The following is a 26,979-nucleotide window of genomic DNA, read 5'->3' as shown; positions in this document are numbered from 1 at the left end:
CGAGATGGGAGATTACGATGTCGTGGTGGTGGGCGCTGGGCTGGGCGGGCTTTCCGCGGCGGCGAACCTGGCGGCGGCGGGGCGCAGGGTGCTGGTGCTGGAGCGTCATTGCGTGCCGGGCGGCTACGCGTCCACCTTCTGCAGGGGACGCTTCGAGTTCGAGATCTCGCTGCACGAGCTCTCCGGCCTGGGGCACGCGGGCCGCAGGGGACCCCTGTGGTATTCCCTGGAAAAGATCGGCGTGGCCCAGAAGGTGGAGTTCCTGGACATCCCCGACTTCTACCGCAGCGCCTACCCCGACCTCGACCTGGTGATGCCCGCCGAGCGCGAGGCCTACGACGAGGTGCTGTGCGAGAACTTCCCCGCCGAGGCGGAGGGGATCAGGAAATTCACCTCCCTCATGTTCGCCATGCTGGACGAGGTGTCCGCCTTCTCCCCCCAGGCCATGGCCGAGAACCCCGCCGCCTTCGCCAACCTCATGACCTACGCGGGCGCCAGCCTCGCCGACGTCCTCAACGCCGAGGTGAAGGACGAACGGGCCCGCGCGGTCATCGCCCAGCTGTGGGGGTATTACGGGCTGCCGCCCTCCCGGCTTTCCTTCCTCCTCTTCGCCATCGCCAACGCCACTTACCTGAGATACGGCCCCGTGCACGTCAAGGGGAAGAGCCAGGCCCTCTCCCAGGCCTTCGTGGAGTCCATCCTGGAGCGCGGCGGCGAGGTGTGGCTGAACAACGGGGCGTCACGCATCCTCACCTCGGGGGGAAAGGTCACTGGGGTGGTGGCCGATGACGGCACGGAGATCGCCACCTCCTACGTGGTGAGCAACGCCAACCCCATCTCCACCTGCCTGGACCTGGTGGGGCGCGACGCCATACCCTCCTGGTACCTCAAGCGCCTGGGATGGGGGAGGATAGGCACCTCCCTCTTCACCGTCTTCCTGGGGCTGGACTGTCCGGTGCGCGACCTCGGCCTGGAGAACCACGAGATCATGTTCAACCTCGACTACGACTTCGAGTCGCATTACCGGGCGGCTCGAGGCGCCGCGGTATACCAGCCCAAGGGCCTCGCGGTGGCGCCCTACAACATCGTGGATCCCGAATTCTCGCCCCCGGGAACCGGCGTGGTGACCCTCACCGCCGTGGGTTACGGGGACACCTGGCTGACCCTCTCCCCGGAGGGCCACGTGGAGGCCAAGAACGCCCTGGCCTCGCGCCTCCTCGACCTCGCGGAGCGCGTGGCCCCCGGCATCAGGGACCACATAGAGGTGGTCGAGGTCGCCACCCCCCTCACTCACCTGCGCTATACCGGCAACGTGGAGGGTGCGGTGTACGGGTATGAGAACTCCCCCGCCGAGGGCACGGTGTTGCGTCTGCCCAACCGCGGGCCGCTGGAAGGCCTCTATTTCGCGGGCGCCTGGGTGCGCGTGGGGGGCGGTTTCCAGCCCTGCATCGATTCCGGGCGCACGGCGGCGGAGAACGTGCTCGAGGACATGGAGAAGGGAGGTATGGGGGCGGCCGCCGTCGAGGAGCTCATGGGCTTCTGCCTGAACCAGGCCGCGGAAGCCCCGGAGATCGCCATGGAGCCGCGTCTGGTGGAGAGGCAGGCCTCGGCGCTGCATCCCCGCAGGCTGCGCCTGCGCGTGTCGGAGGTCATCGAGGAGACCCCCAGCTCCAGGACCCTGCGGCTGGTCCCCGTGGAAGGCGGTCTGCCCCCGTTCCGGGCCGGGCAGTACATCAACCTTTTCGTGGAGGTCGGGGGAGTGAGGACCTCGCGCCCCTACAGCATCAGCTCGGCCCCCGGCAAGCCCTATTACGACATCACGGTGCGTCGCAAGGCGGGCGGTTTCGTATCGCCCTTCCTGCTCGACGAGCTGGCGGTGGGGGAGGTGCTGGAGTCCACGGGGCCATGTGGTAATTTCTACTATGAACCCCTGACCGATGGCTCGGACCTCGTGTTCCTGGCAGGTGGGAGCGGCGTGACCCCCTTCATGTCCATGATGCGCGAGGCGGCGGAGAAAGGGCTCCCCCTGCGTATCCACCTCCTCTACGGCTCCCGCGACCCCGAGGACATCATCTTCCGAGGGGAACTGGCGCGGCTGGGGGCGGAGCACGACAACCTCGACATCGACTTCATCATCTCCGAGCCCGGCGAGGACTGGGGAGGGCTGTGCGGATTCATCGACGCGGAGATGATCTCCGGCGTCCTGGACGGCGTGGAGGGCAAGACCTTCTATATCTGCGGCCCGGCGGAGATGTACCCCTTCTGCGAGGCGGCCCTGGAAGCCCTCCGCGTGCCGAGGCTGCGGGTGAAGAAGGAGGCCTACGGTCCCCCCGACGACGTCACCGCCGAGGAAGGGTGGCCGGGACTCGACCCCCGCGCCGAGTTCGAGGTGGTGGAGGAGAGGAGCGGCGTCTCCTTCCGGGCCCGGGCGGGGGAGCCGCTGATGAACGCCATGGAGAGGGCGGGGCTGGCGGTGGAGGCGGTGTGCCGTTCCGGCGAGTGCACCTACTGCCGCACGCGGCTGATATCGGGAGAGGTGTTCGCGCCCGTCCGCGTGCGGCGCCGCTGGGCGGACGAGCGTTTTGGATACATCCACCCCTGCATGAGCTACCCCCTCTCGGACCTCCGCATAATGGGGTCAGCCCCGGACATGGGACATTCTGAGCCCGACCCCGGAGGTCCTGCTCGCTGACGTATGCGCGCCGGGCATGGACCTCGCTGCGCTCCGTTCAGCAACGGGACATCGTCGCTCCCACCTGCGGCCGGCTCCGTCGCTTCCGCGAAGCAGTCCATTGGGCGGGATGGGACGATATACCGTCTCAGGCCGGAGCCCTGCAAACAGAACGGAATCCACAGATTGTTCGGTTTCCAGGTGACAGGTTATAATCTCCCTGTCCGGGGCTGGATGACGCAGGAAACGAGAGATCTACGTCTGAGGCATGTCGCAAAGGGCATAGCGAGCGAAAAGCCCTTTGAGCGAGAAACGGAATCCATCTCCCAAGGGCAAGGCGGGGGACAAGGGAAAATCCGGTTTCGGGTAGCGCCTTTTGCATCGCCGACGGCGGGGCGAGCGATTATGAGAAACGACAAAGGAGGGGGATGGCCGCGACTGCCTTGAGCGAGAGAGGGAGGAGGCTGCTCCGCGATTTCCCGGCGCCGGGAGCCCTTTACGGGCAAGACCGCAAAGGCATCGAGTGGTTGATAGACCTAGTGGAGAGAGCGGCGGAATACGACCGCACGGCGGCTCTTCCCCGCGTCCCGGAGCCGGATGGGCGCGTGGAGCGCGAGCCGGGATGTTTCGACTGGGAGATGATGCGGGAGGCGCGCGAATACTTCTTCTTATCCCTTGCCACCCTGGAGGTGGTGGGCGGTCTCGCGAACAAGCACATGGTGACCGGTATGGCCCCGGTGGCGGATGAGCTCGGCTCCGCCTGTGGAGGGGGGATCGGGCTGGCCATCGCCGCCCACAGCCCGGGGATGGCACCGGTCATCGCCTGTGGCGGGGGTTGATGGCGACGCGGAGTTTAGATACCATGGTATGATACCAGAGTATCTAACATACGAAGGAGGCGGGTATGGACGACGTGTACATCATCGGCGTGGGGATGTTCCGTTTCGGGAAGTATCCCGAGAAGAGCGTCAAGCAGATGACGCAGGAGGTGCTGGAGAGCCTGCTGGCCGACTGCCCGGTGGAGAAGAAAGACATCGAGGCGGCGTGGTTCTCCAATTCCTTCTGGGGCATCGTGACGGGCCAGCACAGCATACGCGGCCAGGTGGCCCTCACCCCCCTGGGCATCCAGGGCATACCGGTGATGAACGTGGAGAACGCCTGCGCGGGTGCCACCAGCGCCATGAACGGCGCCTACCTGGGCATCAAGGCGGGGGCTTACGACGTGGCCCTGGCCATCGGGGTGGAGAAGATGTACAACCCCGAGGACAAGCAGGCCATGTTCGAGATGTTCATGTCCAACACCGACGTGGAGTTCATCCGCGGCATCCTCGAGGCCTTCAAAGCGGACGAGCAGCGGAAGGCGGCGGAGGCCGCCGCCTCCGGCGAGGGGACGGCCAAGAGCGGGGGAGGAGGCGGTCGCTCCCCCTTCATGGACATCTACGCTATGGCCGCCCGCATGCACATGGAAAAGTATGGCACCACGCAGCGGCAGCTGGCGGTGATCGCCGCCAAGAACCACTACCACGCCTCCCTCAACCCCCTGGCGCAGTATCAGGTGAACATGACGGTTGAGGAGGTGCTCAACGACCGGCCCGTCGCCTATCCCCTGACGCGCGCCATGTGCGCTCCCATGGGGGACGGCGCCACCGCGGCGCTGCTCTGCTCCGGAAAGGCCCTCAAACGCTTCCCGGGCGCGCGACCGGTGAAGATACTGGCGTCGGTGCTCACCTCGGGGGGAATACCCGAAAGCGGCGAGATGGACCTCATCGGGACGCGGCTGAGCAGGCAGGCTTATGAGATCGCCGGGGTGGGGCCGGAGGATATCGACGTGGCGGAGGTGCATGACGCCACCGCCTTCGGAGAGCTGCTGCAGACGGAGGAGCTGGGGTTCTGCGGGGAAGGGGAAGGGGGTCCCTTCGCGGAATCCGGCGCCACCAAGCTGGGGGGCAAGTTGCCCGTGAACACCTCCGGGGGACTGGAGTGCCGCGGCCACCCCATCGGCGCCTCGGGCATCGCCCAGATCGTGGAGCTGGTGACCCAACTGCGCGGCGAGGCCGGAAAGCGCCAGGTGGAGGGGGCCAGGCTGGCGCTGGCGGAGAACGGGGGCGGCTTCATAGGCACCGGCGAGGCCGCCATGTGCATACACATAATGGAGCGCGTGGATAAGACGGCGTAAGGGCATCGTGCGCGGCTGAAACGGCCGGGCAGGCCGCGATCGGGTGCCGCACCTGCGCCGCGGCAGGGATGGTGCGAGCCCATGACCCGTGGGGCCCGCACGGGTCATGGGCTCGCATGGGCATGCGAGGACGGATTGGGGTCGAAGGGGGTGACGAGATGGCGTTAATAGAGGAACTGGAGAGGAAGAACCCGCGCCTGTACATGATCCTGCAACTCCTCTCGGAGGCGGATACCCTGAAGCGCGTGGCCAAGGGAGTCGCGGGCTCGGGTTTCCTCAAGCACAAGGGGGTCTTCTCGGGGCTGCTGGAGATGAGGGCGGAGAGCGACCCCAACCGGGTGGGGGTGATCTTCGACAACGGGGGTCTTTACGAGGACGACCACCTCACCTACGCCAGGATGTACGGGAACTCCCTGCGGCTGGCCAGGGGCCTTGCGGAGGCGGGCTTCGAGCGCGGCGACAAACTGGCCATGGTCATGCGCAACCACCCGGAGTTCATCTACGCCCTCGCCGCCTGCTCCATGCTGGGGACGGTGCTGGTGCCCATCGACCCCCGCGCCAGGGGCGAGAAGCTCGCCTACCAGCTCGCGGACTGCGACGCGCGGGCGGTGATGACCACCGCGGACCTCCTGCCGGAGGTGGAGGCGGCGGCCAGGGAGGCGCCCAACCTGAAGGATATCTACCTGAGCATCAAGCCGGACGCGGACGCTTCCCTGGCTGGCCGCTACCCCACGGTGAACGAGATGCTGGAGCGACAGGTCGCCTCGCCACCGGGCGATATCTCCACGGACCCCTCGCTCCCGGTGCAGATCATCTACACCTCCGGGGTCACCGGGAACCCCAAGGGGGTGACCCTGGACTCGCGCCGCAACGCCATGTACTGCCTCCTCGGCTATCTGGTATGGGACTACAAGCCCGACGACGTCCTCTATACCGGGCTCTCACTCGCCCACGGCAACGCCCAGGCGGTGACCCTCTTCCCGGCGCTCTCCATGGGCATCCCGGCGGTGATCAGCCAGCGCTTCACCAAGAGCCGCATCTGGGACGTCTGCCGCAAGCACGGCTGCACCACCTTCTCGCTGCTGGGCGGGATGATGTCCGGGATATACAACGAGCCGCCCCGTCCCGACGACGCCGACAACCCGGTGCGCAAGGTGATCTCCGCCGGCACCCCCCGTGCCATCTGGGAGGACTTCGAGCGGCGCTTCGGGGTGCGCATCCTGGAGTGGTACGGGGCCATCGAGGGAGGCTTCGCCTACAAGCCCATCGACGAGGGCCCGGTGGGCTCCTTCGGCAAGCCCATCAAGGGCTTGGTGGAGATGAAGGTGGTGGACGAGGAGGACAATGAGGTCCCGCCCGGGGTCACAGGGGAGCTGGTGAGCCGCATGCTCACCCAGACCAGGGTGGACTATTACAAAAAACCCGAGGCCTCGGAGGAGAAGATGCGCGGCGGCTGGCTGCGCTCCGGGGACATGGTCCACCGCGACGAGGAGGGCTGGTTCTTCTTCGATTACCGCAAGGGAGGCGCCCTGCGCCGGGCGGGCGATTTCATCAAGCCCGACCTGGTGGAGAAGGTCATCGGGGAGCACCCCGACGTCTCCGAGGTGTGCGTGTACGGCATCCCCGCCGCCTCCGGCGCGCCGGGGGAGAGCGACCTGGTGGCGGCGGTGGTCCCCTTCGAGGGGCGCGCCATAGACCCCGACTCCATCTTCAAGGCGGCGCTGGAGGGGCTGGAGCGCAATTCCGTTCCCAGCTATATCCAGGTGGTGGAAGAGATCCCCAAGAGCCCCTCGGAGAAACACCTCGACCGCGTGTTGCGGGATGCCTTCCACCCCGACGCCGACAACGTCTTCAAGCTGGAGTGAGGACGGGCCTTTGGTCCACCGGCGGAAGGCGGCCGGTTCCAGGTCAGGAACATCGGGGATTGAAATAAGTTTGAAATAAGTATGCAAACGAATAAATATGCGAACGAAGACCGGGGCCCGGGAGGTCAGCGGGGCTTCAGGCTATCCAGCAAAAGCTGCATGAGAAGGTCGCAGGTCCCCACCAGGTCGAAGGAGCCGTTGGCCAGGCACCAGTGGTAGATCTGACCGCGGAAGCAGTCGATGAACATGGAGGCCATCTCCTCGCTGGGGATGTCGTCGCGGATCTCGCCCCTTTCCTGGCCCTCCCGGATGAGCTGGTTGGTGATGCGGTAGAGGTAGCGCCTGCTGTCGGCCAGGTAAGGTCGGTTCATATGGGGGGCGATCTGGGAATGGTAGAGGACCTTCATCAGCCTCACCCCGATGTCGGACATGAGGGTGATGGCGGCGTGGTTGAAGGCCCTGAGCTTCTCCAGGCTGGTGGGCAGGGCGGAGATCTCCTCGGCCACGCGCACGTAGTGCTCGTCCATGCGCATGAACTCCTCCAGGATGATCTGGTCCTTGGAGCGGAAGTGGTTGTAGAAGGCCCCCTTGGTGACCCCCACCCGGGTGCAGATGTCGTCCACGGTCACCTTGTCGTAGCCCTTTTTCGCGAAGAGGTCGATGGCGGTGTCGAAGATGGCCTGCCGCGTCTGCTGTCCCTTTTCCGTCCTCGGCGTCTCCTTCCTTTTCGCCATGTCCTGCCCTCTTCTTTCCATGAGCTCCCTCCGGCCCCTATCCCGGCGCCGGAACCACGCGCCTCCTTCCTACCGCCCGTGCCCGGCCTACCCTTGCGGAGATCTCCCTTGACGGCGCGGACCTTTATGGATACCATGGTATCATACCAGGGTATGTTATACCATATCCGGTTCTGGCTGCGGCGGCGACGAGATGAGGCAAAGCAAAAGGAATCCCTGTTTCTCGTGGTCCGCGAAGTACACGTGGCGGGCGGGGCGAGAGCGGCGAGGTCCGGGCGGATGCCGCCACGGTTTGCCGGGCTTCCGGGACAAGGTGTTTCCGGAGCGAGTCTGCCGCGCAGGCGGAAGACCGCCTCGCGGTTGAGGCCCCGGACGCATGGAGGGAAAGGGGGCACCTGCCGGCGGGCCGCTGGTGACGGCGATCGGTGCCTTCGGAGAGCAGGGTCACACGAAAGGAGTGATGAGGATGGGTGAAAGGAACCCCGCTCTTATCTTCCATCAACTGGAGATGAGGATGGAGGAGAAGCCTGATTTCGTGGGGCTGATATTCGAGAACGGCGGCCTCTACCCCGACGAGCCCCTCACCTACAGACAGCTGGTGGCCAACAGCTTCAAAGTGGCAAAGGGGCTGCGGGAGAGCGGGATCGGCAAGGGGGACGCGGTGGCCCTGGTGATGCGCAACCATCCCGAGGTGGTCTATGCCATGTCCGCCACGGCTCCCCTGGGATGCATCGTGGTGCCCATAGACCCTCGCTCCAAGGGGGAGAAGCTGGCCTACATGCTTGGCAACAGCAACGCCAAAGCGGTGATCACCACCGCCGACCTCCTCCCCGAGGTGGAGGCGGCGGCGGTGGGCATCAGCGGCCTGGAGAGGATCTGGCTCAACCTCAAACCGGACGCCGACCCCGACCTGGCCAACAAGTACCCCACCATCAACGAGCTGCTGGAGGGGCCGGAAATCTTCGACCTGCCCGACCGCGTGGACGACCCCACCCTGCCCATGGAGATCATCTACACCTCGGGGGTGACCGGAAACCCCAAGGGGGTGGTGATCAAGGCCACGCGCACGGTGATGTACACGGCGCTGGCGCAGATGGTGTGGGGCTACACCCAGGACTCCGTGCTCTACACCGGCCTCTCCCTCACCCACGGCAACGCCCAGGCGGTGACCCTGATGTCCGCCATCGCCCTGGGCATCCCGGCGGTGATCAGCCAGCGCTTTACCAAGAGCCGCATCTGGGACATCTGTCGCAAGTATGGGTGCACCACCTTCTCGCTGCTGGGCGGGATGATGTCCGGCATCTACAACGAGCCGCCGCGTCCCGACGACGCCGACAACCCGGTGGAGGTGGTCATCTCCGCGGGGACGCCCATCGCCATCTGGGAGGCCTTCGAGAAGAGGTTCAACGTCAAGATCTTGGAGTGGTACGGGGCGGTGGAGGGCGGGTTCGCCTACAAGCCCATCGGCCAGGGACCCATCGGCTCCTTCGGGAAGCCCATCGAGGGGCTCATGGAGTACAAGATCGTGGACGAGAACGACAACGAGGTGCCGCCCTTCGTCACCGGGGAGCTGCTCATGCGCGCCGTGACCCAGAAGCCCGAGGTGGAGTACTACGGCCGCCCCAAGGACTCGGAGGAGAAGACGCGGGGGGGCTGGTTGCGTACCGGCGACATGGTGCACCGCGACGAGGAGGGCTGGCTGTTCTTCGATTACCGCAAGGAGGGAGGAGGGCTGCGCCGGGCGGGCGAGTTCATCATCCCCTCCTATGTGGAGAAGGTCATCGGAGAGCATCCCGACGTCTCCGAGGTGTGCGTGTACGGCATCCCCGCCGCCTCCGGCGCGCCGGGAGAGAGCGACCTGGTGGCGGCGGTGGCGCCCTTCGAGGGGAGGACCATCGACCCCGAGGAGATCTTCCGCCAGGCCGTGAAGGGGCTGGAGCGCAACGCCATCCCCTCCTACATCCAGGTGGTGGAGGAGATCCCTAAGAGCGCCTCGGAGAAGTACCTCGACCGCGTGCTCCGGGACCAATTCTCCCCGGAGGCGGAGAACGTCTATCGCCTGGAGGATTTCCAGGTCTGAGAAGATAGGAGAGCGCGCGGGTGCCGCCGGCGCGGTCGCGCGTTCCCGGACAGGTTCCGCTGGCCCGGCGGGGTGCGGCGGGAGGGAGGAAGGCGCCGGCACTGCCGGTAGATGTGGACGGCCGGGAAAGAGCGGCCCCGATCGGAATTCGGGGCAGCCGTATTCGGTTTCGGAAGGGGGAACCCGTGAGGAAGGGGGTATGATGATCGGTCAGGAACTGAGCGAGACGGGCAGGAGGCTTTTCCGCGACTTTCCCATCCTGCGCATGCTCTGGGAGAGCGGACGGAAGAAGGGGATACGCGAGACCATCGGCCTCATCGAGAAGGCGGAGGAGTTCAACCGCACCTTCGCCGTGCCGAGGGCCCTGGAGCTGGACATGCGCATGGAGAGGGAGCCGGAGTACTTCGACTGGGAGATCATGCGCCGGGCCTGCAGGTACCGCTTCCTCTCCCTGTTCATCCCCAGACAGCTGGGAGGCATAGCCGGGGAGTTCATGGTCACCAACACCTCCCTGCTCATGGACGAGCTGTGCTCCGGGTGTTCGGGGATCGCCCTGGCCGTGGGGGCCCACAGCCTGGGGGTGGCCCCGCTGGTCACCTCGGGGGCCATGGCCCACTGGGACACGGTGCTAAAGGAGATCGTGGAGGGGGAGCTCAGGGAACAGCCGGTGACCATGGCCTACGCCATCACCGAGCCCTCGGCGGGGACGGACGTGGAGGAGCCGGAATACCTGGAGAAGGCCAAGCTCTCCCTGGAGGCCAAGAAGGTCAAGGGCGGCTACGTGCTCAACGGGCGGAAATGCTTCATCTCCGACGGCAGCGAGGCCAAGTACTTCACCGTCTGCGCCGCCCTGGACCGCAGCCGTCCCCTGCAGACCTGGACCACCTTCCTAGTGGAGAGGGACATGGAAGGATTTTCCACACCGCGCGTGGAGCTCAAGATGGGTCAGCGCGCCTCCCATGCCGCGGAACTCCTCTTCGAGGAGGTCTTCGTCCCCGACTCCCACGTACTGGGCTACGAGGGGGACGGCATGGGCAACGGCATCCTCATGATCATGGCCGCATCGCGCGGTCCGGTGGGGTCCATCGCCACCGGCATCGCCCGGGGAGCCTTCCAGCACTTCCTGGCCTGGGCGAAGACCAAGCGCAACGGGAAGCGCCCCATCGATGAGGACCGTATCCGCCTGGCCCTGGCGGACATGTGGGGCATGATCCAGGAGAACCGCGGTCTGTACATGAGCAATGCCATGCTGGGGGACGGCATCTTCAGCAAGGCCTTGGACAACCCGATCATGAACCTCACCCTCGGACTGCCTTCCTCCCTCAGGACCATGCCTCTCATGCGCAACTTCCTCAACTCCTACTATGGGAAGGCCATGATCAACGCCATACTGCGCTATTACCTGAAGGACGAGGACATGACCCAGCTGCTGGAGACGGCCTCCCTGGCCAAGTTCTCCTGCGCGGACAACGCCATGGAGCTCTGCTCCCGGGCCTTGAGCCTCATGGGGCCGGAGGATTCCGAGGAGCGCCGCTGGGTGGAGAAGTGCTACCGGGATGCCAAGCTCACCCAGATCTACGAGGGCACCAACCAGCTCAACCGGCTGGTGGTGAACAACATCCGGTTCGAGGAGACCCTGCGGGTGGAAGTCCCCCGCCCGCTGAAGAAGGGGGTGATGGCATGATCGGAGTGCCCTGGGCCAGGGAGTCCAAACAGTACACGGTGCTGCGCAGCAACGCCCTGAACTTCGCCGTATCCGAGCTGGCCCCCGTGGCCGATGACCTCGAGAACACCGTGGACTCTCCGCTCCTGTGGAAGGCAGTGGAAAAGGCCGGGGAGATGGGCATGCTGGCTGCCCTGGTGCCCGAGCAGCTGGGGGGAGAGGGCGTGGACCTCTACTCCCTCTGCGTGGCCCTGGAGGAAAGCGCCGTGGAGAGCGCGGGGTTCGCCGCTGCCCTCCTCTTCCACAACGCCGCCCTGGTTCCCCTCGTCTACTCCGACCGCAAGGACCTGGTGGAGGAGTTCACCAGGGGACGTCCCCTGTGCACCGCAGCCACCGCCGGGGAGACCGTCCTGGAGGAGGGGAAGGTGAGCGGCAGTGCCCCCTTCGTCTTCAACGTCATGGAGGGCGCCCCGGTGCTGCTCTTCGCAGGCTCCGGGGAGGCAAGGAAGGCGGCCTACGTGCGCGTCGGCGCGAGCGGCGTGGAGACCCGCATCGACCCCTATCCCCTGGGCTGGCGGGTGAGCGAGTTCGCCACCCTGGAGATGAAGGGCGCCGAGCCTCATTTCGTGTTGGACGGGTCGGAGAGGGAGGCGCTGGCGGCCACCGAGAGGACCCTCTACCTGGGACTGGCGGCGGTGGCCAACGGCATCGTGCGCAAGGCCTTCCAAAAGGCCTACGACTACGCGCGCCAGCGCTACCAGGCGGGGAAGCTGATCATCGAGCACCAGGCCATGCGCCTCATGCTGGCCCGCATGCTCTGCGCCATGGAGGAGGGGCGCGCGCTCATCCGCCGCGCCAGCGGGGTGGAGGACCTGGCCCCGGCCATCATCGCCTGGAGGAGGGCGGGGGCCAACGCCTGCCAGGCGGCCATGGACGGGGTGCAGATCCACGGCGGATACGGATACATGCGGGATTATGGCATGGAGCGCCTGATGCGGGATGCCAAGTACTGCCAGATGTTCCCCCGCCCCGAGGAGGAGCAGCTGCTGCGCCTCCTGGACATGGCGGAGTCGGGCTCCTGAGCCCGCGGGAAAAGAGCCGGCCTCATCGCGGAGGGGCGCGGTGCGGGCGGCGGTGAGCGGGGCGTGGCGAGGTAGGCGCCTGCAAGGAATGCGAGGTCCTCAAGCGGGGATCCACTGGAAAAAGGAGGTCGAGGAGATTGGCTCTGGATAAGTATTCCTACACCTATCTGCCTTCCCACCCGGAGGTGTGGTCCAACTCGAAGATCGTGGTGGACGAGGAGAAGTGCACGGGCTGTGGGAACTGCGTGCAGGCATGCCCCTGCGCCTGCCTGGAGGTGGCTGGGGGTAAGGTCAGGTTCATCGAGGGCGTGGTGTGCATGTCCTGCTCCGCATGCATGGCCCACTGCGAGAAGGACGCCATCCAGATGCAGGGCTTCTACGAGGTGGAGAAAGGCCTCTTCAAGACCATGCTCCTGCATCCCGACGACGGGTACCCCAAGATACCGGAGGTGGAGGGGATAGAGGGCCTCACCCCGGTGGAGGAGGTCATCTTAAGGCGCCGCAGCAACCGCGTATTCTCCAAGAAGCCGGTACCCGACGAGCTGGTGCGACGGGTTATCGAGGCGGGCCGCTTCGCCCCCTCCCACGGAAACTGCCAGCCCTGGAGCTTCATCGTGGTCAACGACCGCGAGGAGATGGACAGGATCGCGGACATGATGGACCCCCTGTACCGTAACCTCACCCGGTTCTATTTCTCCGGGAAAAAGAATCCGTTGGTGAGGAGTTTGCTTTCCTTTACCTCGGCTCTGCTGCCTCCTCTCATGGACCAGCGGGCCATGACCGGCGGGACGGCCATCCTCAAGCCCAAGGACGTCTTCTTGGGAGCTCCCTGCCTCATATATCTGCTGGGGGACAAAAGAGGCATCAACAACATGTACGTGGACATCGGCATATGCGGTCAGAACATGGTCCTGGCGGCGCATTCCCTGGGGCTGGTCACCTGTTGGATGAGCTTCGCCGCCGTGGGGGCCAAGATGCTGCCCCACCTGAAGCGTTACCTGGGGATAAAGTGGCCCTATGTGCCGGTCACGGCCATCGTCCTGGGCTATCCGCGCGTGAAGGCCGACTCCATGGTCAAGCGCGAGCTGCCCCGCATCACCTGGCGCAAGGGCGGCAAGACCTGGCAGGAGATGCCATAACGCGACCGGGGCTTTCCGCCGCTCGGGATCCGGTGAAGGAAGGGCGGGAGGGACCGGGACGCGGACTCCGGACGGCCATGACCCTCACGGCCGGGGAGAGGAATGGGCGCCGTCAGCCCAGTGGATATTTCCCGTACGCCTCCACCGCCTACACCAGCCACCGCAGCCGCTCCACGGAGACGTGCGGGTGGGAGTTGGTGGGGGCGATGACGTAGCCTCCTCCCCGGCCCGCCGCGGCTATCGACCGCCTGACCGCCTCGAAGCCCTCCTCGCGGTCCGCATCGACCGGCACTTGGGTAATATCCATGTTGCCCACCCCAGCACGCCCAACGTGTATCCGAAGATGCCGCCCACGAAGGAGAAGAAGAAAAAGATCCTCTCCCCGAAGTCCCTCTGCAGCCTGGAGAAGAACTCGTGGTTCTTCTCCGGCAGGCGCAAAAGGTCTTTCTTGGGCCCGGCGCGCCAGTCCTTAGCGCTCTCTTTCCTCAACGCCGCAGCCTGACGACGGCGTCTATCCGGTCGACGAGCTCGGAGGGCATCCCCAGGCCCATCGGGCCCGGACCCCGGTTTATCTCGACCCCCGTGCCCTGCGGCTCGAGCGAGGCGGAGCGCGGGCCTTTCCACATCCCGCCCTCGAGCTCCACCTCCACGGGACCGCTGGAGCCGCGCATGTTCACCAGGTGCAGGAGCAGGTCGCCGCCGTGCTCGCACGCGATGGCCCTGAAGCCCGCCGGGCTCACCGCGACCCCGGGCGGCTCCCTGCGCCGGCAGCGGGCGGGCACCGATTGCGTGAACAGGCGCTTCCTCGGCCCGTACCACTCGCCCAGGATCACGAGCATGCGGCGAGGGCGGTGTCGAAGTAGCAGATGCCGTCGTGCCGCTTTATCTTTATCGCGTGGTGATCGGCGCAGGCCCTCTCGCTCAGCTCCACCCATTCCTCCTCTTGCATAAAAGCCCGTCTAAGAGCAGCCGCCCGTCAGGCCCGGTCATGGAGCGGTTGTACCCCCGGTAATCGCGGCCCCAGTCAGTGCCCGGTCGGCATTCGATCTGGTACATGGTCCCCAGCCCGGGCCTCCTCCACCACGGACGGCCGAGGTCGTAGCGCGGGGAGAAGAGGAGGTCCTTCAGCGTCCCGCCCGCGTGTCCCACCATGTCCAGGGCGGAGGCCGCCCCCATCTTGAGGAACTCGAGCAGCACCATCCGTCTCGCCTCCTGAATACCCGCAGGACCGGCGCGTCGCCCCCGCGCCCTCTTGGACCAGCCAGGACAGGTTTCGTTGGCGGAACCGCGTTACCGGTAAGTATCTTTATGAGAATATGATCCATGTTCGCCGGGGGTAAGCCGCGCGCGCGGGCCCCAGGAGACCGGGCGTGCCGGTGGTTCATCAATGCCGAGGCCGGAGGGGCTGCCGCCGCGTAGGAGGACCGGCATCCAGTGCCGTCTATACGCGAGGCGTAGAAGCCTGCACCGAGACCTTTCGGGATCGGCGTTCTCGTGACCAGCGGCAGTTCCTGCCGGCAACGATAGATTCCACGAGAACCACATAACCACGCGGAGACGCCGGCTGCCCGCGGACGTCAACCTTTCAGATGAATAAGCCTCAGGCAAGACGGAACCGCCGCTTGGCCTCGGCCACCGCCTCTTCCGTGAGGAACATGCCCGCGGCGAAGAGGGGTCCCAGGCGCGGGTAAGCGGAGAGCTCGAGATATTCGATACGCTCCGCCATCGCCTCCGCCTCGCGGCGCGCTCCGCTCGCTAGGAGCATGGAGCGCGCTCCCGCGCCGGCGGCGTTGCCCACCTGCACCACCGCCTCCAGCGGCACGGGCGGAAGGAGGGCGATGTCCAGGGCATCCTGGGGATCGATGTAGGTGCCGAAGGCGCCGGCCAGGATCACCTCCCGCAGGTCGCCCGGCGCCAGCCCCGCCTCGGCCAGCAGGGCGTCTATGCCCGCGCGCATGGCCCCCTTGGCCTTCTGGATCTCGCGGATGTCGCCCTGGGTGACCGCCAGCGGTTCACGCTCCTCCCCTCCCGGCGATAGCGTGAAGGAAAGCCCTCCGTCGCGGCGCGTCACCCCGTGACTTTTCTCCGCCAGCCTGCCACCTTCGTCCACCGTTCCCGTCCGCACCAGTTCGGCCAGCATGGAGAGGACCCCCGACCCGCATATGCCCGCGGGAGGCCCCTCCCCGATGACCTTCAGTTCCGGCTCGCCCGTGCGGGGATCGATGGAAACGGCTTCCACCGCGCCTTCGCCCGCCCTCATGCCGCAGCTCAGCCCCCCTCCCTCGAAGGCGGGCCCCGAGGCGCAGGAGCAGCACCTTATGCGGCCCTCGACCTGCAAGGCCACCTCGGTGTTGGTGCCGATGTCCAGCAGGAGAGACGGCCCCTTTCTCTCCTCGAGGCGGGCGGCGGAAAGCGCCGCAAGGTGGTCCGAGCCCACGTAGCCCGCGACGGGAGGGGGCAGGTACACCACTGCGGAGGGATTGAGCGCAAGCCCCAGGTCGCGGGCCGTCACCTCCAGGGGGAGGTCGGTGGCCGGGAGGTAGGGGCTCTTTCCGAGCTGCTCCACCGGCAGGCCCGTAAAGAGGTGGTGCATGGCGGTGTTCCCCACCACCACCATCTCGAAGATGCCGTCCCGGGTGCGGGCGGCGCCGGCGGCCATCCCGTCGAGCTCGCGGCCGATACCCTCCACCACCAGCTCGCGCAGGCGCCGGGCGCCTCCCTGCGATGCGTACTGGATACGCGTCACCACGTCCTCGCCGTAGGGTATCTGGGGGTTGAGCATGCCGCGGGCGGAGAGCATCTCCCCGCTCTCGAGATCGTAGAGAAAAAGGGCTATCTTGGTGCTGCCCAGGTCCACGGCCGCCCCCAGCGGGGAGCGTTTCCTGGGGATGATTCCCAGGACGGTCCGCCCGCGCAGCAACGCCCGCACCGCGCCCCCCTCCTCGCGCAGCATCCGGGGCAGCGCCCGCAGGGCCTCGATATCTATGTTCTCGGGCTCGGCCTTCGGCGCCACGCGCAGCAGGGACGCGCGCAGCCGCAGGAGATCCGAGCCCGCGTCTCCGGGCTGGCTCGGCAGCTCCACCTCTACGTCGTAGGCCTGCACGGCCGGGTCGCGCTCCCCGGGGCGAAGGGCGCTCTCGAGCTGCAGGCGGCCGGAAGCCGTAAGGGTGGAGGCCGGCAGGTAGACGGTGAGGTCCTGCCGGGGAATGACCCGGCAGGCCAGGCGCAGGCCCTTCTCCCTCCATCCTCCGGGAAGAAGGGAACGTTCATCGTCGGCGGGCTCTCCCGCGTCCCCTGCCAGCACGCGCACCCGGCACTTACCGCACCTTCCTTGTCCCCCGCATACGCTTTCCAGCCCTATGCCGGCCTCGCGCAGGGCCTCCAGAAGGGTCTGTCCTTCGCGGCAGTCCACCACCCTCCCCAGGGGATCGACGGTGATGCGGTATTCCCCACTCGCCATGCGCCACCCCGGTCTCTCAGCGGTGGGCCCGGTAATACTTGAGGTAGGCTCGCCCCATGCGGTCCTTCCCCAGCAGGAAATCCGCCGCGCGCAACGCGAGCACCAGACCCGGTTCAAGGGGGTTCACGATGGCGGCGTTGAGCCCCGCCTTTATGGCCAGACAGAGGAAGGCGGCGTTGATGGCCGGCCTTTCGGGCATCCCGAAACTGATGTTGGAGGCGCCCAGGACCACTGGGCATCCCAGCTCCGCGCGGATGAGGGATATGGATGCCAGGGTCACCGCGGCGGCCTCGCCGTCGGTGGCGGCGGGGATGGTCAGGCAGTCCACGAGCACGCGTTCGGCGGGTATCCCGAGGGATGCCGCGCGCTCCACGATCTTCCCTGCCTTCTCCAGGCGCCCTTCCGGGGTGGGAGGTATGCCCTCCCTGTCTTTGGTCATGGCGATGACGTAGCAGCCCGCCTCAGCAACCAGGGGCAGCACGGCGTTCATGCTCTCGTCGTCGGCGGTGACCGAGTTGACCAAGGCCTCGGGGACGGCGTAGGCCTCCAGGGCCGCGGCCAGGGCGGAGGGATCGGCGGAGTCCACGCAGACCGGAAGCCCGGTCCTCTCCGCTACCGCCTCCACCAGGCGGGGAAGGAGGGCGGCCTCGTCCACACCCGGTGCGCCTGTGTTGACGTCGATGTAATCGGCGCCTGCCTCGGCCTGGGCCGCCGCGTCATCCAGGGCCAGGTCGAACTTCCCCTCCCGCAGCTCCTCCGCGAGTTTCGGCCTTCCCGTGGGGTTGATCCTCTCGCCGATGATCACCGTGAGGTCTTGCGGTCCGAACATCGTCTCTCCCTTCGCGTTGCGGGGATTCGTGATACCCCGGGATCTTCTACCAGGTATGATTATAGAAGAACTCCATCCTGATAGAAGAGCTCCATCCAGATCGGCCATAGCCTATCGCTACCGTTGGGGGGAGGTAGAAAGCACTTCCTTGGATTTAGGTGCGTACAGGTGTTGTACGATGAACGCCGGAGGGACCGGACCCGGTCAGCAAACGCGGTGGCAAAAAAGCTCCTACCCAGTGGCGGCCGAGCGCTCCACCTGCTGGAACACGGGCACGTCATTTTGCCGCCGGTCTGCGCCCGCCCCCACCGGCTCGCATATCGGGATCGCAGCTTTGTTCCTCGGGTTCCAGAATCATGCCCCGAAACAAGATTCCGTTCACCCGCGGTCCCGCTTCCTTATGTCTCGCATGATGAGGATGAAGGCGGTGCCGCCCACCAGGAGGCCGAGGTAGAAATCTATAAAGCGCCAGATGAGGGTGAGCAGGCCCGCCGCTCCCAGGTCGGGCAGCACGCCCTTGTATACGTAGAGGAATCCCACCTCCCCGAAGCCGCTTCCCCCCGGGGTGGGAACGAAGGGCATGAGGATGTGCACCACCAGCTGCGCCACCACGGCGCGCCAGAAAAAGTCGCCGTAGCCCAGGCCCACCACGGCGACGGGAACGGCGAGGAAGCCGGTGAACCAGTAGAGGCAGGTGAGGAGGGTGACGGCCAGCAGCCGGGCGCGTCCGATGCGCGCCAGGCGGTTCAGGCAGGTCGCGAAGGCTCGGATCTCCTCGCCCAGCCTCTCGAGGAAGCGCTGATACCACAGGCGCCTGCGTAGAAAGCCCGGGGAATGCCGGAGGAGGGTGTCGCCCACCGCGCTGTGGGGACGGAGGATGGCCCAGAGCACCAGGGCCAGGTAGAGCAGCCCCACGGCCAGGGCGGAGAAGAGCACCCCTTGGATGGACATGGATAGGGCGATATACCTGCGCGCGATGAGGATGGCGAAGGGGAAGAAGAGCATGAGCAGGGCGGTGGAGATGCAGGCGCCGAAGGAGACCACCGCGACTCCCTCGCCGGCCCCCAGCCCGTAGGCGTAGAGGAAGGCCATCTCCCCCGTCACCCCACCCGCCCGCCAGGGGGTGATGAGGCCGGTGAAGTAGCCCGCGTATACGGTCTTGGCTATCTCGGGCAGGCGCACATGCCCCCCCATGCAGCGGATGAGCAGGCGCATGCGCGTCACCGCCCAGAGCCAGCGCCCCAGGGAGAGGGCGGCGGCGAGCATCAGGAAACCGGGGGAGAGGTTGGACAGGGCGCTCAGAGTCGCTCGGTCCAGGGTAACCAGGGAGATGAGGATGAGGGTGGCGGCGGAAAGGGATACGGCGACCAGCAGTCCCCTTTTCAGCTTGGAGCGCCCGGGGGGCTTTTTTCCCTGCTGCGCCATGGCCGGCTCGAGTCCTTCCTCGCCCATAGGGGCATTTTACTCGAATCGGCTCCGTTTCACCCTTACCCCCTTCCACCGGGGCTCCCGCGACGCATGAGCTCGCTCATGGCCGTTGTGCAGCGGAGGGTACACCATAATTAAAGGAAATATATGGAGGATAAGTTTCGTCCTCCGCGGGAATGATGGATGATATGGAGTAACGACATCCGTCCGGCAGGCGCCCGGCACGGGAGAGCAGGCGCCGCTCGTAGGGCAGAGAGGGCCATGGCGGACGGGTGAATGAGGGGGATGACGGACATGAACGGCGTGAACGGCGGCGATGGAGAGGAGTCGGCCCGCGGCGCGGAAGGTGCGGGCGCGGATCTCGAAAAAGCGGACGGTGAGGCCAAGCCGGCCCGGGTGGTCATCAACGTGGGCGGGATGACCTGCGCCACCTGCGCCGGCAGGGTGGAGACCGCCCTGCGAGGCCTCCCGGGGGTGAAGGAGGCGGACGTCAACCTGGCCACGGAGAAGGCCGCGGTGGTGTTCGATCCCGGGTCCGCGGCGGTGGAGGAGATGGTCTCCGCCATCGAGGACCTCGGTTACCGCGCGGGGCTGGAGAAAGCGGTGTACGCGGTGGAGGGCATGACCTGCGCCTCCTGCGTGGCTAGGGTGGAGAAAGCTCTCTCCGGCGTGGAGGGCGTGCTGTCCGCGGACGTGAACCTGGCCACGGAGCGCGCCAGCGTGACCTACGATCCCGGAAGAACGGACTTCAGGTCCATGGCGCGAGCCGTGGAGGCCGCGGGATACCGCCTCGTGGCCTCGGAGGAGGGGGAGGAGGCGCTGGACCGCGAGCGCCGGCGCCGCGAGCGCGAGACCCGTATCCTCAGGATCAAGCTCATCTACAGCCTCGCCTCCGCGGCGGCGATCACGTTCCTCTCCATGGTGGGGATGCACCTGCCGGGCCTGAAGGATATCCCCGAACGCACCCTGTTCACCATCCTCTTCGCCCTCGCCACGCCGGTGCAGTTCTGGCCCGGCCTCACCTTCTACCGCGCGGCCCTCGGGGCAGCCCGTCACCGCACCGCGGACATGAACACCCTCATCGCCGTGGGCACCACCGCGGCCTACCTCTACAGCGTGGTGGCGACCTTTTTCCCCTCCTTCATCAGTGGGACGGGGTTGAAGCTGGCGGTTTATTACGATGCCTCCGCCACCATCATCGCCCTCATCCTGCTGGGGCGCTTCCTGGAAGCGAAGGCCAAGGGGCGTACCTCGGAGGCCATCCGCCGGCTCATGGACCTCCAAGCACCGGAGGCGCGGGTGCTGCGCGACGGCGAAGAGGTCAGCGTGTCCGTGGAGGAGGTTAGGGTGGGGGATCTGGTGGTGGTGAGGCCCGGCGAGAAGATCCCCGTGGACGGCGTGGTCACCGAGGGGCGGAGCGCCGTGGACGAATCCATGCTCACGGGAGAGCCCCTACCGGTGGAGAAGAATCCCGGCGACGAGGTCACGGGAGCCACGGTGAACGGGACGGGCTATTTTATCTTCCGGGCGACCCGGGTGGGGAAGGACACCGTGCTGGCCCAGATAATACGCATGGTGGAGGAGGCCCAGGGGAGTAAGGCCCCCATCCAGCGCCTGGCGGACAAGGTGGCCTCGGTGTTCGTGCCCGCGGTGATGATCATCGCCGCCGTCACCCTCCTGGTATGGCTCCTCGCCGGGCCGGAGCCCTCCTTCAATTTCGCCCTGCTCAACTTCGTGGCCGTGCTGGTGATCGCCTGCCCCTGCGCCCTGGGCCTCGCCACGCCGACCGCCATCATGGTCGGTACGGGCAAGGGCGCGGAGCTGGGGATACTCATCAAGGGCGGCGAGGTGCTGGAGCGGGCGGGCAAGCTCGACGTGGTGGTCTTCGACAAGACCGGCACCCTGACCTGGGGAAGGCCGTCGGTGACGGAGGTGATCCCCGCGTTCGGAAGCGGGGAGGAGGAGCTGCTGGCGCTGGCCGCGGCGGTGGAGAGGGGCAGCGAGCACCCGCTGGCGGAGGCGGTGGTGGAGGAAGCGCGGGCGAGGGGACTGGAGCCCGGAGAGACCGCGGAATTCCAGGCTATTCCAGGCAAGGGGGTCACCGCACGGATGGGAGAGATGGAGGTGAGGCTGGGGACCGCCGCCTTCGTGGCCGAGGGTGGCGCTTCCACGCGGGCGCTGGAGCCGCGCGCCGAGGAGCTGGCGAGGGAGGGCAAGACGGTGGTCTACGTGGCCGCCGGCGGCGAGTTGAGGGGATTGATCGCGGTGGCGGACACCGTGAAGCCCATGGCGGCGGAGGCGGTTAGGGCGCTGCGCGGCATGGGGGTGGAGGTGGCCATGATCAGCGGCGACCGGCGCTCCACGGCGGAGGCCGTGGCCGGAGAGATAGGCATAGAGCGCGTGCTGGCGGAGGTGCTGCCCGCGGACAAGGCGGAGGAGATCGTGCGCATCCAGTCCGAGGGCAAGGTGGTGGCGATGGTGGGGGACGGCATCAACGACGCGCCGGCGCTGGCGCGGGCGGACATCGGCATCGCCATCGGCAGCGGCACCGACGTGGCCCTCGAGACCTCCGACATCACCCTCATTTCCGAGGACCTGCGCAAAGTGGCCACGGCCATCGCGCTTTCCCGCGCTACCCTGCGCACCATCAAGCAGAATCTCTTCTGGGCGTTCTTCTATAACGTCATCGGCATCCCCCTGGCCGCGGGGGTGTTCTACCCGGTCTGGGGGCTTTTGCTCAACCCCATATACGCGGCCGCGGCCATGGCCTTCAGCTCCGTGTCCGTGGTCAGCAACTCGCTGCGCCTGCGCCGCTTTCGCGAGAGCTGGGCGGGCCGGGCTGGGGAAAAAGGCGGCCGCGGGATCCCGGACGCCGCGGACCGTAGCGAATCGGAAGGAGGAGAGGAGATGTTCGGCAAGACGACGGACCCGGTATGTGGGATGAAGATCGACAGGAAGAAGGCCGCCGCGACGTCCGAATACGACGGCAAGACCATCTACTTCTGCAGCCTGGCGTGCAAGGAGGAGTTCGACAGGGATCCCGAAAAGTATATCTCGCGCGCCAGGGGATGAGGGCGAAAAGGCAGGCGGCGGGCTGTCTTGCAGAACGCGCGCCGCGCTAGTCGGAGTGAGGAGGCCGGTGTCGATGGAGGATGAGTTCGAGGCGAGGCAGGCGCCCGCCGATCTCTCACAGCACTTCGCCTACCGTGCCGCCACGCGTCCGCGGGCCGAGGAGGGCGTGGTGGTCTCGGTACGGGGGGAGGAGGCGAAGGTGTTGATGCGGCGGAGCCGGCTGTGCGAGGGCTGCGGTTCCTGCTGCGTGAAGCTGGACGAGGACAGCATGCTGGTGGACGCGCTGAATCTCGCGGGTGCGAAGCCGGGCGAGAGGGTGACGGTGGATATCCCCGTGAACACATCCATACGCGCCGCATACGTACTCTACGGGATACCGCTGCTGTTCTTCCTCGCCGGCCTGGCGCTGGGGGCACTGCTGAGCCACTTCGTCCTGGGGGGAAGGCTCGCCGTCCCGATCTCCCTTGTCTGCGGCTTTTCCTCCCTCGCCCTCTCCTACCTCATCATCTCGCGCACCTACCGCTCGGGGTCACGCGCCGCGGCCCGCTACCGCCCCGTCATCAGGGTCAGCCCCGGACATGGGACATCTCCGACTCCGGATGCCGATTGAGGCGTGGGGTGCCCTGAAGCGGCCCCGTGATATACTCTTTGAGACGAGGGGGTGAGCTGGATGGCGGATGGGTTTCAGGTCGTGGAGGGAGAGGGCATCCCCGTGCCCAAGGGCCCGTATTCCCCGGCCGTTGTCTGGGAAAGGCTGGTATTCGTCTCAGGCCTGCTGGCGGTGAACCCGGACGGCAGGGAGGTGGCCGGGGATGTGCGCGAGGAGGCCCTGGTGGTGCTGCGGAACCTGAAACGCCTCCTGGAGGAGGCCGGCAGCGGGCTGGACAGGGTGCTCGCCGTGAACGTCTACCTGGCGGATATCGAGGACCTCTTCGCGTTCAACGAGGTCTACGAGGAGTTCTTCCGCCCGCCCTATCCATCTCGTTCAGCCGTGGGGGTGTCTCTCCTGGGGGGATTCCGGTTGGAGCTCTCCGCCGTCGCCTACCGGGAATAGGGGCGCTTCCGGCAGCCGCTTCACCGACCGGGCAGGCCGGACCGGAAAGAGGTCTCGTGGTGCGGGCAGGGTTTTGGTCCAGGGCGCATGCGCGTGCCGCAGCGCGGGCGGGGGGTGATGCCGGTGAAGGCAGGATCTGAGCGGAGCAGGACTCACGATGCACGGTAGCGTACATGGCGGTCCGGCAAAAGAACGCGTGCAGTCAGCGGTCGCGGGGTGGAGAGTAAAGGAGAAAAGATGAGCAGGGTGGCCGTGATCGCGGTCGGCGACGACGTCGAGGACGCGGTGGGGCGGGCGTTCGAGCCCTTCGGCGGCGTGAAGGAGGTGCTGGGGGGAAGGAAGGGCGTCTTCATCAAGGTCAACGCCGTCGATTACAAGTCCCACAGCTATACACACCCCGCGGTGGTCTCTGCCGCCGCGCGGCTGTTCAGGGCGGCGGGGGCCCGCGAGGTGTACGTGATGGAGAACTGCACCCAGGCGGCCTTCACCCGCCTGGTGTTCCGCGTCACGGGGCTGGAGAGGGCGGCCCGGGAAGCGGGCGCCAAGCCTCTTTACTTGGACGAGGGCAGGCAGGTGGAGGTGACCCTACCCACCCTCGGATACGGCGTGCACGTGTCGCGGTGGGTGAAGGAGAGGCTCATGGATAACCGCGGGGACAACCTCTACCTGAGCATCCCCAAACTCAAGACCCATTCCATGGCCACCGTCACCCTGGGGGTGAAAAACCAGTTCGGGCTGATCATGCAGGGCGACCGCATCAGGGACCACAACTACAATCTGCACCGCAAGTTCGCCGACATCTATGACCTGATCCGGCCGGATTTCACCCTCATCGAGGGCATCTATGCCATGAATCACGGCCATGACCACCCGGAGGGCCTGGTGGACAGATGCGCCGAGCGCCTGGGGGTCCTTATCGGCGGGGACGACACCCTGGCCGTGGACGCGGTCGGTTGCGACATCCTGGGCATCGACCCCCGGGAGGTGGAGCACCTCAGGCTTGCGGCGGAGAGAGGTCTTGGAACCATCGACCTGGGCGAGATCGAGGTGATCGGCGAGCGCGACCCCTTCAGGCGCCGCTATACCAGCGAGCTCCTCGACGTCTATCCTCCGGACGTGCACATCGTGGAGGGGAAGGAGCGGTGTTGCCCCGAGGGGTGCAGCCTCAACACCCGCATGGTGCTGCAGTACCTCTACGTGGATCATGATGGGCAAGGTGGCTTCAGCATCGTCATGGGCAAGGGCATAGATCGGGAGGAACTGGCGTCCCTGGGCGGTAAGGTGTTGGTGGTGGGAGACTGCGCGTTCCAGGAGGTCTATCCGGAGCTGGCGCACAGGCTGGGGAGGAGAGCGGTGTGCGCGGCCCGCGGCTGCAACAACCTGCGAGACGTCCTCGGCGCCCTGACGCCGCTCATGGGCGTCAACCCGTTGCGGATGGTGCCCCTGCCGGCGCTGGAGTCGCTGGGCCTGCTGATACAGGCGCGCCTGCACCGCACCACGGCGCGCATCACCCCCATCATCCCCAGGGGATGAAGCAGGGTCGCCGCCGGAAGTCGGGGGCGGGAGAACGACTCGACCCGCGTGAAAAAGGCATGTCTGGGGGAACTCGCCGTTGCCGTCCGGCGGACGCATGCGGGGAGACGAGGTGGAAGATCGGGCGCCTGCGCGGCGCGTGCGGGCGGGGGTGAAGGAGTGCCATGGGGGTGACGAGCTAAACGATCATGCCGTGGTGACGGAGGAAGTCGCCGCCCTTTCCCCGAAACCTTCCCCGGAAAGATAACCGGCGCCGTGGCGGAGCCCGTGGAGGTCGTCGCCGGGGGTCCTGGTGCGGAACTCTTGCCGCATCGCCTTTCCGCGGGAGGAGGGGACCGATCCCCGCCACCCGGGCCCCGGCCCCTGGATCCGACCTCCGTCCAGGGCCTGCGCCGGGTGGAGAAGGAGCTGAGAAGTAGCGGCGTAAGCGGTAGGGCGATGACGGGACGGCAGCGCGGAGAGTCTGGATAAGGAGCTTCCGGCATGGAGGAGACCCTGATGGAGCGCCGGAGCAGGGAGCCTTCCGGCGGGCGGCTCCCGGAAAGGCTCGAGGTGGCGAGGAGGAGCCGCAGCCCCGTGCTCTTCCTCCCGGGCTTTCTGCGCCTCAACGCGCTCACCGCCACCTTGCGCCGGCGCCTGCGGTCCCTCGATTTCGAGGTCTATGCCCTGCGCCCTCCGCGCTGCGGCACGGGGGACCTGCGACGCTATGCCCGGGCGCTGCACGACAGGATGCGGGAGATGAGGCTGCTACTGGGGGCGCGCAAGCTCTCCGTCGTGGGGCAGGGCACGGGAGGTCTCGCGGCCCGCTACGCGGTGGAGCAGCTAGGTGCCCTGGAATACCTTGACCGGCTGGTGATGCTGGGCACCCCCAATCACGGCTCGTATTCCTTCTATCCCTTCGTGGTTTTCGCCGCGGCCCGGGAGGCGGTGCCCTCGAGCTCCTTCCTGCGGGTCCTGGAAGAGGGATACCGGGCCGCGCCGGGCGAGGAGGGAGGGCGGCGCTACGTATCCATCTATACCCCCATCGACCTGGCGGTTGTGCCCTGGTCGAGCTGCCGGCTGGAGGGAGCCCTGAACGTGCGCGCGAGGTGGCCGACCACCCATATGGGGCTGGTGCGCTCGCGGAGGGTGGCGGAGATGGTGGCGGACCTCCTGGAGGGGGAGGAAGGCCAGGGACCGGCATCCCCGGACCGCGGCGACGAACTGCTGCTGAGGGAGCTGACGGAGAACCTGGAAAAGAATCCCACCGACGAGGGGGACCTCTTCCGCCGCGGGAGGCTGTGGTTCGATTACGGACATTACGGCCTGGCGATAAGGGACCTCTCGAGCCTTATTAAGCTGCGCCCCGATTTTCCCGAGGCCTACATGCTGCGGGGGAAGGCTCTGCGCCGAAAGCTCAACCCCGGCGAGAACCCCCTCTACAACCGCGCCATCCGCGATTTCAACCAGGTGATCAGGATGAAGCCGGGCTGGGCGGAGGCCTACTACGAGAGGGGCGTCTGCTATGCCCTCCTCAACGCCTGGCCGGATGCCGTGGACAGCTGGGACCGTGCCCTCATCCTCGACCGCGACCTCTACCCCGCCTATCTCGCCCGCGGGCTGGGGAGGATGAAGAAGGGAGATGTCGCCGGCGCGGCGGAGGATTTCGCCGAGGTCCTCCGCATCCAGCCGGACGAGCCGGAGGCCACGCGTTTCCTCTTGGAGCTCAAACGTTGAGCGCGATATGCGGAGATGGTTCGGGCGGTCGAAAAGTGCTGGGTCTTTTTCCGCCGTGCAGATCATGTTCCGCGCATATGCGTGATCCCGGGATATACCTGTGATCGCCCATCCCGTCGACTACTTCGAGTTGCTGGCGGAAAACTGGTAGGAACCTCGCCCGCGCCGGCGTCCTCACATGGACATGTAAGGAGGCGGAGATGTCGCGCCGCGAGGAGCATGCGCGGGGATCGCGGCAACATGCCTGCTTTCCCGGCTCAAGGGTTTGTCCCCGGGTTGCCGAAAGAAAAGAAGGCCGGGAGACGGGGCGTTAGGGAGGTACAGGCCGGCGTGAGACTTCGGGCTGGGGCTTGGCCCTCGTGCGGGAGGCGTGACCGTGAGGCGGGCGCGGCGCTCGCCTCACGGGCATGTCCGGCCGCGGCGCGTGCCGCCGGCGGGAGGAGTCGGGGCGCCTGGAACACGGGGGCGGGCCTTTTC

General features: G+C 66.8%; 20 protein-coding genes. 13 read left to right on the top strand and 7 right to left on the bottom strand.

Annotated elements, in window-relative coordinates; translation table 11 throughout:
* Positions 1–4 precede the first annotated feature (4 nt).
* From H5T74_11695 to H5T74_11680, 4 genes are all read left to right on the top strand, one after another.
* Positions 5–2,692, top strand: coding sequence for an FAD-dependent oxidoreductase (locus H5T74_11695; GenBank protein MBC7231038.1), 2,688 nt, complete (start codon positions 5–7; stop codon positions 2,690–2,692).
* Positions 2,693–3,099: 407 nt separating this feature from the next.
* Positions 3,100–3,510: a hypothetical protein gene (locus H5T74_11690; GenBank protein MBC7231037.1), complete on the top strand. Its 411-nt coding sequence runs from the start codon at positions 3,100–3,102 to the stop codon at positions 3,508–3,510.
* A 65-nt stretch (positions 3,511–3,575) separates the two neighbouring features.
* Entirely contained in the window at positions 3,576–4,847 is a 1,272-nt protein-coding gene (locus H5T74_11685; GenBank protein ID MBC7231036.1) for a thiolase family protein, read from the top strand.
* A 203-nt stretch (positions 4,848–5,050) separates the two neighbouring features.
* Positions 5,051–6,712: an AMP-binding protein gene (locus H5T74_11680; protein MBC7231035.1), complete on the top strand. Its 1,662-nt coding sequence runs from the start codon at positions 5,051–5,053 to the stop codon at positions 6,710–6,712.
* 125 nt (positions 6,713–6,837) lie between these two features.
* Here the strand turns inward: H5T74_11680 and H5T74_11675 are convergent, their stop codons facing one another.
* Entirely contained in the window at positions 6,838–7,446 is a 609-nt protein-coding gene (locus H5T74_11675; protein ID MBC7231034.1) for a TetR/AcrR family transcriptional regulator, read from the bottom strand.
* A 466-nt stretch (positions 7,447–7,912) separates the two neighbouring features.
* On the opposite strand from H5T74_11675, the gene H5T74_11670 reads away from it, so the two are divergent.
* The 4 genes from H5T74_11670 to H5T74_11655 all read left to right on the top strand — a co-directional run bounded on the left by H5T74_11670 (position 7,913) and on the right by H5T74_11655 (position 13,410).
* Positions 7,913–9,526, top strand: a complete 1,614-nt coding sequence (locus H5T74_11670) for an AMP-binding protein (GenBank protein MBC7231033.1) — start codon at positions 7,913–7,915, stop codon at positions 9,524–9,526.
* Positions 9,527–9,725: 199 nt separating this feature from the next.
* On the top strand, positions 9,726–11,210 hold the full coding sequence (locus H5T74_11665) for an acyl-CoA dehydrogenase family protein (protein MBC7231032.1): 1,485 nt from the start codon (positions 9,726–9,728) through the stop codon (positions 11,208–11,210).
* Positions 11,207–12,271 carry an acyl-CoA/acyl-ACP dehydrogenase gene (locus tag H5T74_11660; protein MBC7231031.1) on the top strand — a complete coding sequence of 355 codons (1,065 nt, stop codon included), beginning with the start codon at positions 11,207–11,209 and terminating at the stop codon, positions 12,269–12,271. The genes H5T74_11665 and H5T74_11660 overlap by 4 nt, the downstream gene beginning before the upstream one ends.
* 137 nt (positions 12,272–12,408) lie before the next feature.
* Entirely contained in the window at positions 12,409–13,410 is a 1,002-nt protein-coding gene (locus H5T74_11655; GenBank protein MBC7231030.1) for a nitroreductase family protein, read from the top strand.
* A gap of 148 nt (positions 13,411–13,558) precedes the next feature.
* Here H5T74_11655 and H5T74_11650 read toward each other — a convergent pair whose 3' ends face one another.
* The 6 genes from H5T74_11650 to H5T74_11625 all read right to left on the bottom strand — a co-directional run bounded on the left by H5T74_11650 (position 13,559) and on the right by H5T74_11625 (position 19,151).
* Positions 13,559–13,717: a hypothetical protein gene (locus H5T74_11650; protein ID MBC7231029.1), complete on the bottom strand. Its 159-nt coding sequence runs from the start codon at positions 13,715–13,717 to the stop codon at positions 13,559–13,561.
* A 178-nt stretch (positions 13,718–13,895) separates the two neighbouring features.
* On the bottom strand, positions 13,896–14,249 hold the full coding sequence (locus H5T74_11645) for a hypothetical protein (GenBank protein ID MBC7231028.1): 354 nt from the start codon (positions 14,247–14,249) through the stop codon (positions 13,896–13,898).
* An 82-nt stretch (positions 14,250–14,331) separates the two neighbouring features.
* The gene (locus H5T74_11640; GenBank protein MBC7231027.1) at positions 14,332–14,610 is read right to left on the bottom strand and encodes a hypothetical protein; all 279 of its coding nucleotides are present in this window, start codon (positions 14,608–14,610) and stop codon (positions 14,332–14,334) included.
* A 400-nt stretch (positions 14,611–15,010) separates the two neighbouring features.
* Positions 15,011–16,870 carry a DUF4445 domain-containing protein gene (locus H5T74_11635; GenBank protein ID MBC7231026.1) on the bottom strand — a complete coding sequence of 620 codons (1,860 nt, stop codon included), beginning with the start codon at positions 16,868–16,870 and terminating at the stop codon, positions 15,011–15,013.
* Between the two features lie 16 nt (positions 16,871–16,886).
* Positions 16,887–17,699, bottom strand: a complete 813-nt coding sequence (locus H5T74_11630) for a dihydropteroate synthase (protein MBC7231025.1) — start codon at positions 17,697–17,699, stop codon at positions 16,887–16,889.
* Positions 17,700–18,077: 378 nt separating this feature from the next.
* Positions 18,078–19,151 (bottom strand): flippase-like domain-containing protein, encoded by a 1,074-nt coding sequence (locus H5T74_11625; protein ID MBC7231024.1) that lies wholly within the window; start codon positions 19,149–19,151, stop codon positions 18,078–18,080.
* A 261-nt stretch (positions 19,152–19,412) separates the two neighbouring features.
* Here H5T74_11625 and cadA point away from each other — a divergent pair, with 261 nt between their 5' ends.
* The 5 genes from cadA to H5T74_11600 all read left to right on the top strand — a co-directional run bounded on the left by cadA (position 19,413) and on the right by H5T74_11600 (position 26,502).
* Complete coding sequence (gene cadA / locus H5T74_11620) at positions 19,413–22,199, top strand: cadmium-translocating P-type ATPase (GenBank protein MBC7231023.1); 2,787 nt, start codon at positions 19,413–19,415, stop codon at positions 22,197–22,199.
* Between the two features lie 73 nt (positions 22,200–22,272).
* The gene (locus H5T74_11615) at positions 22,273–22,809 is read left to right on the top strand and encodes a SoxR reducing system RseC family protein (GenBank protein MBC7231022.1); all 537 of its coding nucleotides are present in this window, start codon (positions 22,273–22,275) and stop codon (positions 22,807–22,809) included.
* A gap of 60 nt (positions 22,810–22,869) precedes the next feature.
* Positions 22,870–23,253, top strand: a complete 384-nt coding sequence (locus H5T74_11610; protein MBC7231021.1) for a RidA family protein — start codon at positions 22,870–22,872, stop codon at positions 23,251–23,253.
* A 237-nt stretch (positions 23,254–23,490) separates the two neighbouring features.
* Positions 23,491–24,786, top strand: coding sequence for a DUF362 domain-containing protein (locus H5T74_11605; GenBank protein ID MBC7231020.1), 1,296 nt, complete (start codon positions 23,491–23,493; stop codon positions 24,784–24,786).
* Positions 24,787–25,269: 483 nt separating this feature from the next.
* Entirely contained in the window at positions 25,270–26,502 is a 1,233-nt protein-coding gene (locus tag H5T74_11600) for a tetratricopeptide repeat protein (GenBank protein ID MBC7231019.1), read from the top strand.
* The last annotated feature ends 477 nt before the right edge of the window (positions 26,503–26,979 follow it).

It is taken from the genome of Actinomycetota bacterium (assembly GCA_014360645.1).
Taxonomy (GTDB): domain Bacteria; phylum Actinomycetota; class Geothermincolia; order Geothermincolales; family RBG-13-55-18; genus Solincola_B.
This window is presented reverse-complemented; position numbering and strand designations above follow the sequence as displayed.

What these genes read in the sequence shown, in the direction of transcription:
- H5T74_11695 (MBC7231038.1), top strand. Translation starts at nt 5, where the DNA reads ATGGGAGATTACGATGTCGTGGTGGTGGGCGCTGGGCTGGGCGGGCTT.
- H5T74_11690 (MBC7231037.1), top strand. Translation starts at nt 3,100, where the DNA reads ATGGCCGCGACTGCCTTGAGCGAGAGAGGGAGGAGGCTGCTCCGCGAT.
- H5T74_11685 (MBC7231036.1), top strand. Translation starts at nt 3,576, where the DNA reads ATGGACGACGTGTACATCATCGGCGTGGGGATGTTCCGTTTCGGGAAG.
- H5T74_11680 (MBC7231035.1), top strand. Translation starts at nt 5,051, where the DNA reads ATGATCCTGCAACTCCTCTCGGAGGCGGATACCCTGAAGCGCGTGGCC.
- H5T74_11675 (MBC7231034.1), bottom strand. Translation starts at nt 7,446, where the DNA reads ATGGCGAAAAGGAAGGAGACGCCGAGGACGGAAAAGGGACAGCAGACG.
- H5T74_11670 (MBC7231033.1), top strand. Translation starts at nt 7,913, where the DNA reads ATGGGTGAAAGGAACCCCGCTCTTATCTTCCATCAACTGGAGATGAGG.
- H5T74_11665 (MBC7231032.1), top strand. Translation starts at nt 9,726, where the DNA reads ATGATGATCGGTCAGGAACTGAGCGAGACGGGCAGGAGGCTTTTCCGC.
- H5T74_11660 (MBC7231031.1), top strand. Translation starts at nt 11,207, where the DNA reads ATGATCGGAGTGCCCTGGGCCAGGGAGTCCAAACAGTACACGGTGCTG.
- H5T74_11650 (MBC7231029.1), bottom strand. Translation starts at nt 13,717, where the DNA reads ATGGATATTACCCAAGTGCCGGTCGATGCGGACCGCGAGGAGGGCTTC.
- H5T74_11645 (MBC7231028.1), bottom strand. Translation starts at nt 14,249, where the DNA reads ATGCTCGTGATCCTGGGCGAGTGGTACGGGCCGAGGAAGCGCCTGTTC.
- H5T74_11640 (MBC7231027.1), bottom strand. Translation starts at nt 14,610, where the DNA reads ATGGTGCTGCTCGAGTTCCTCAAGATGGGGGCGGCCTCCGCCCTGGAC.
- H5T74_11635 (MBC7231026.1), bottom strand. Translation starts at nt 16,870, where the DNA reads ATGGCGAGTGGGGAATACCGCATCACCGTCGATCCCCTGGGGAGGGTG.
- H5T74_11630 (MBC7231025.1), bottom strand. Translation starts at nt 17,699, where the DNA reads ATGTTCGGACCGCAAGACCTCACGGTGATCATCGGCGAGAGGATCAAC.
- H5T74_11625 (MBC7231024.1), bottom strand. Translation starts at nt 19,151, where the DNA reads ATGGGCGAGGAAGGACTCGAGCCGGCCATGGCGCAGCAGGGAAAAAAG.
- cadA (MBC7231023.1), top strand. Translation starts at nt 19,413, where the DNA reads ATGACGGACATGAACGGCGTGAACGGCGGCGATGGAGAGGAGTCGGCC.
- H5T74_11615 (MBC7231022.1), top strand. Translation starts at nt 22,273, where the DNA reads ATGGAGGATGAGTTCGAGGCGAGGCAGGCGCCCGCCGATCTCTCACAG.
- H5T74_11610 (MBC7231021.1), top strand. Translation starts at nt 22,870, where the DNA reads ATGGCGGATGGGTTTCAGGTCGTGGAGGGAGAGGGCATCCCCGTGCCC.
- H5T74_11605 (MBC7231020.1), top strand. Translation starts at nt 23,491, where the DNA reads ATGAGCAGGGTGGCCGTGATCGCGGTCGGCGACGACGTCGAGGACGCG.
- H5T74_11600 (MBC7231019.1), top strand. Translation starts at nt 25,270, where the DNA reads ATGGAGGAGACCCTGATGGAGCGCCGGAGCAGGGAGCCTTCCGGCGGG.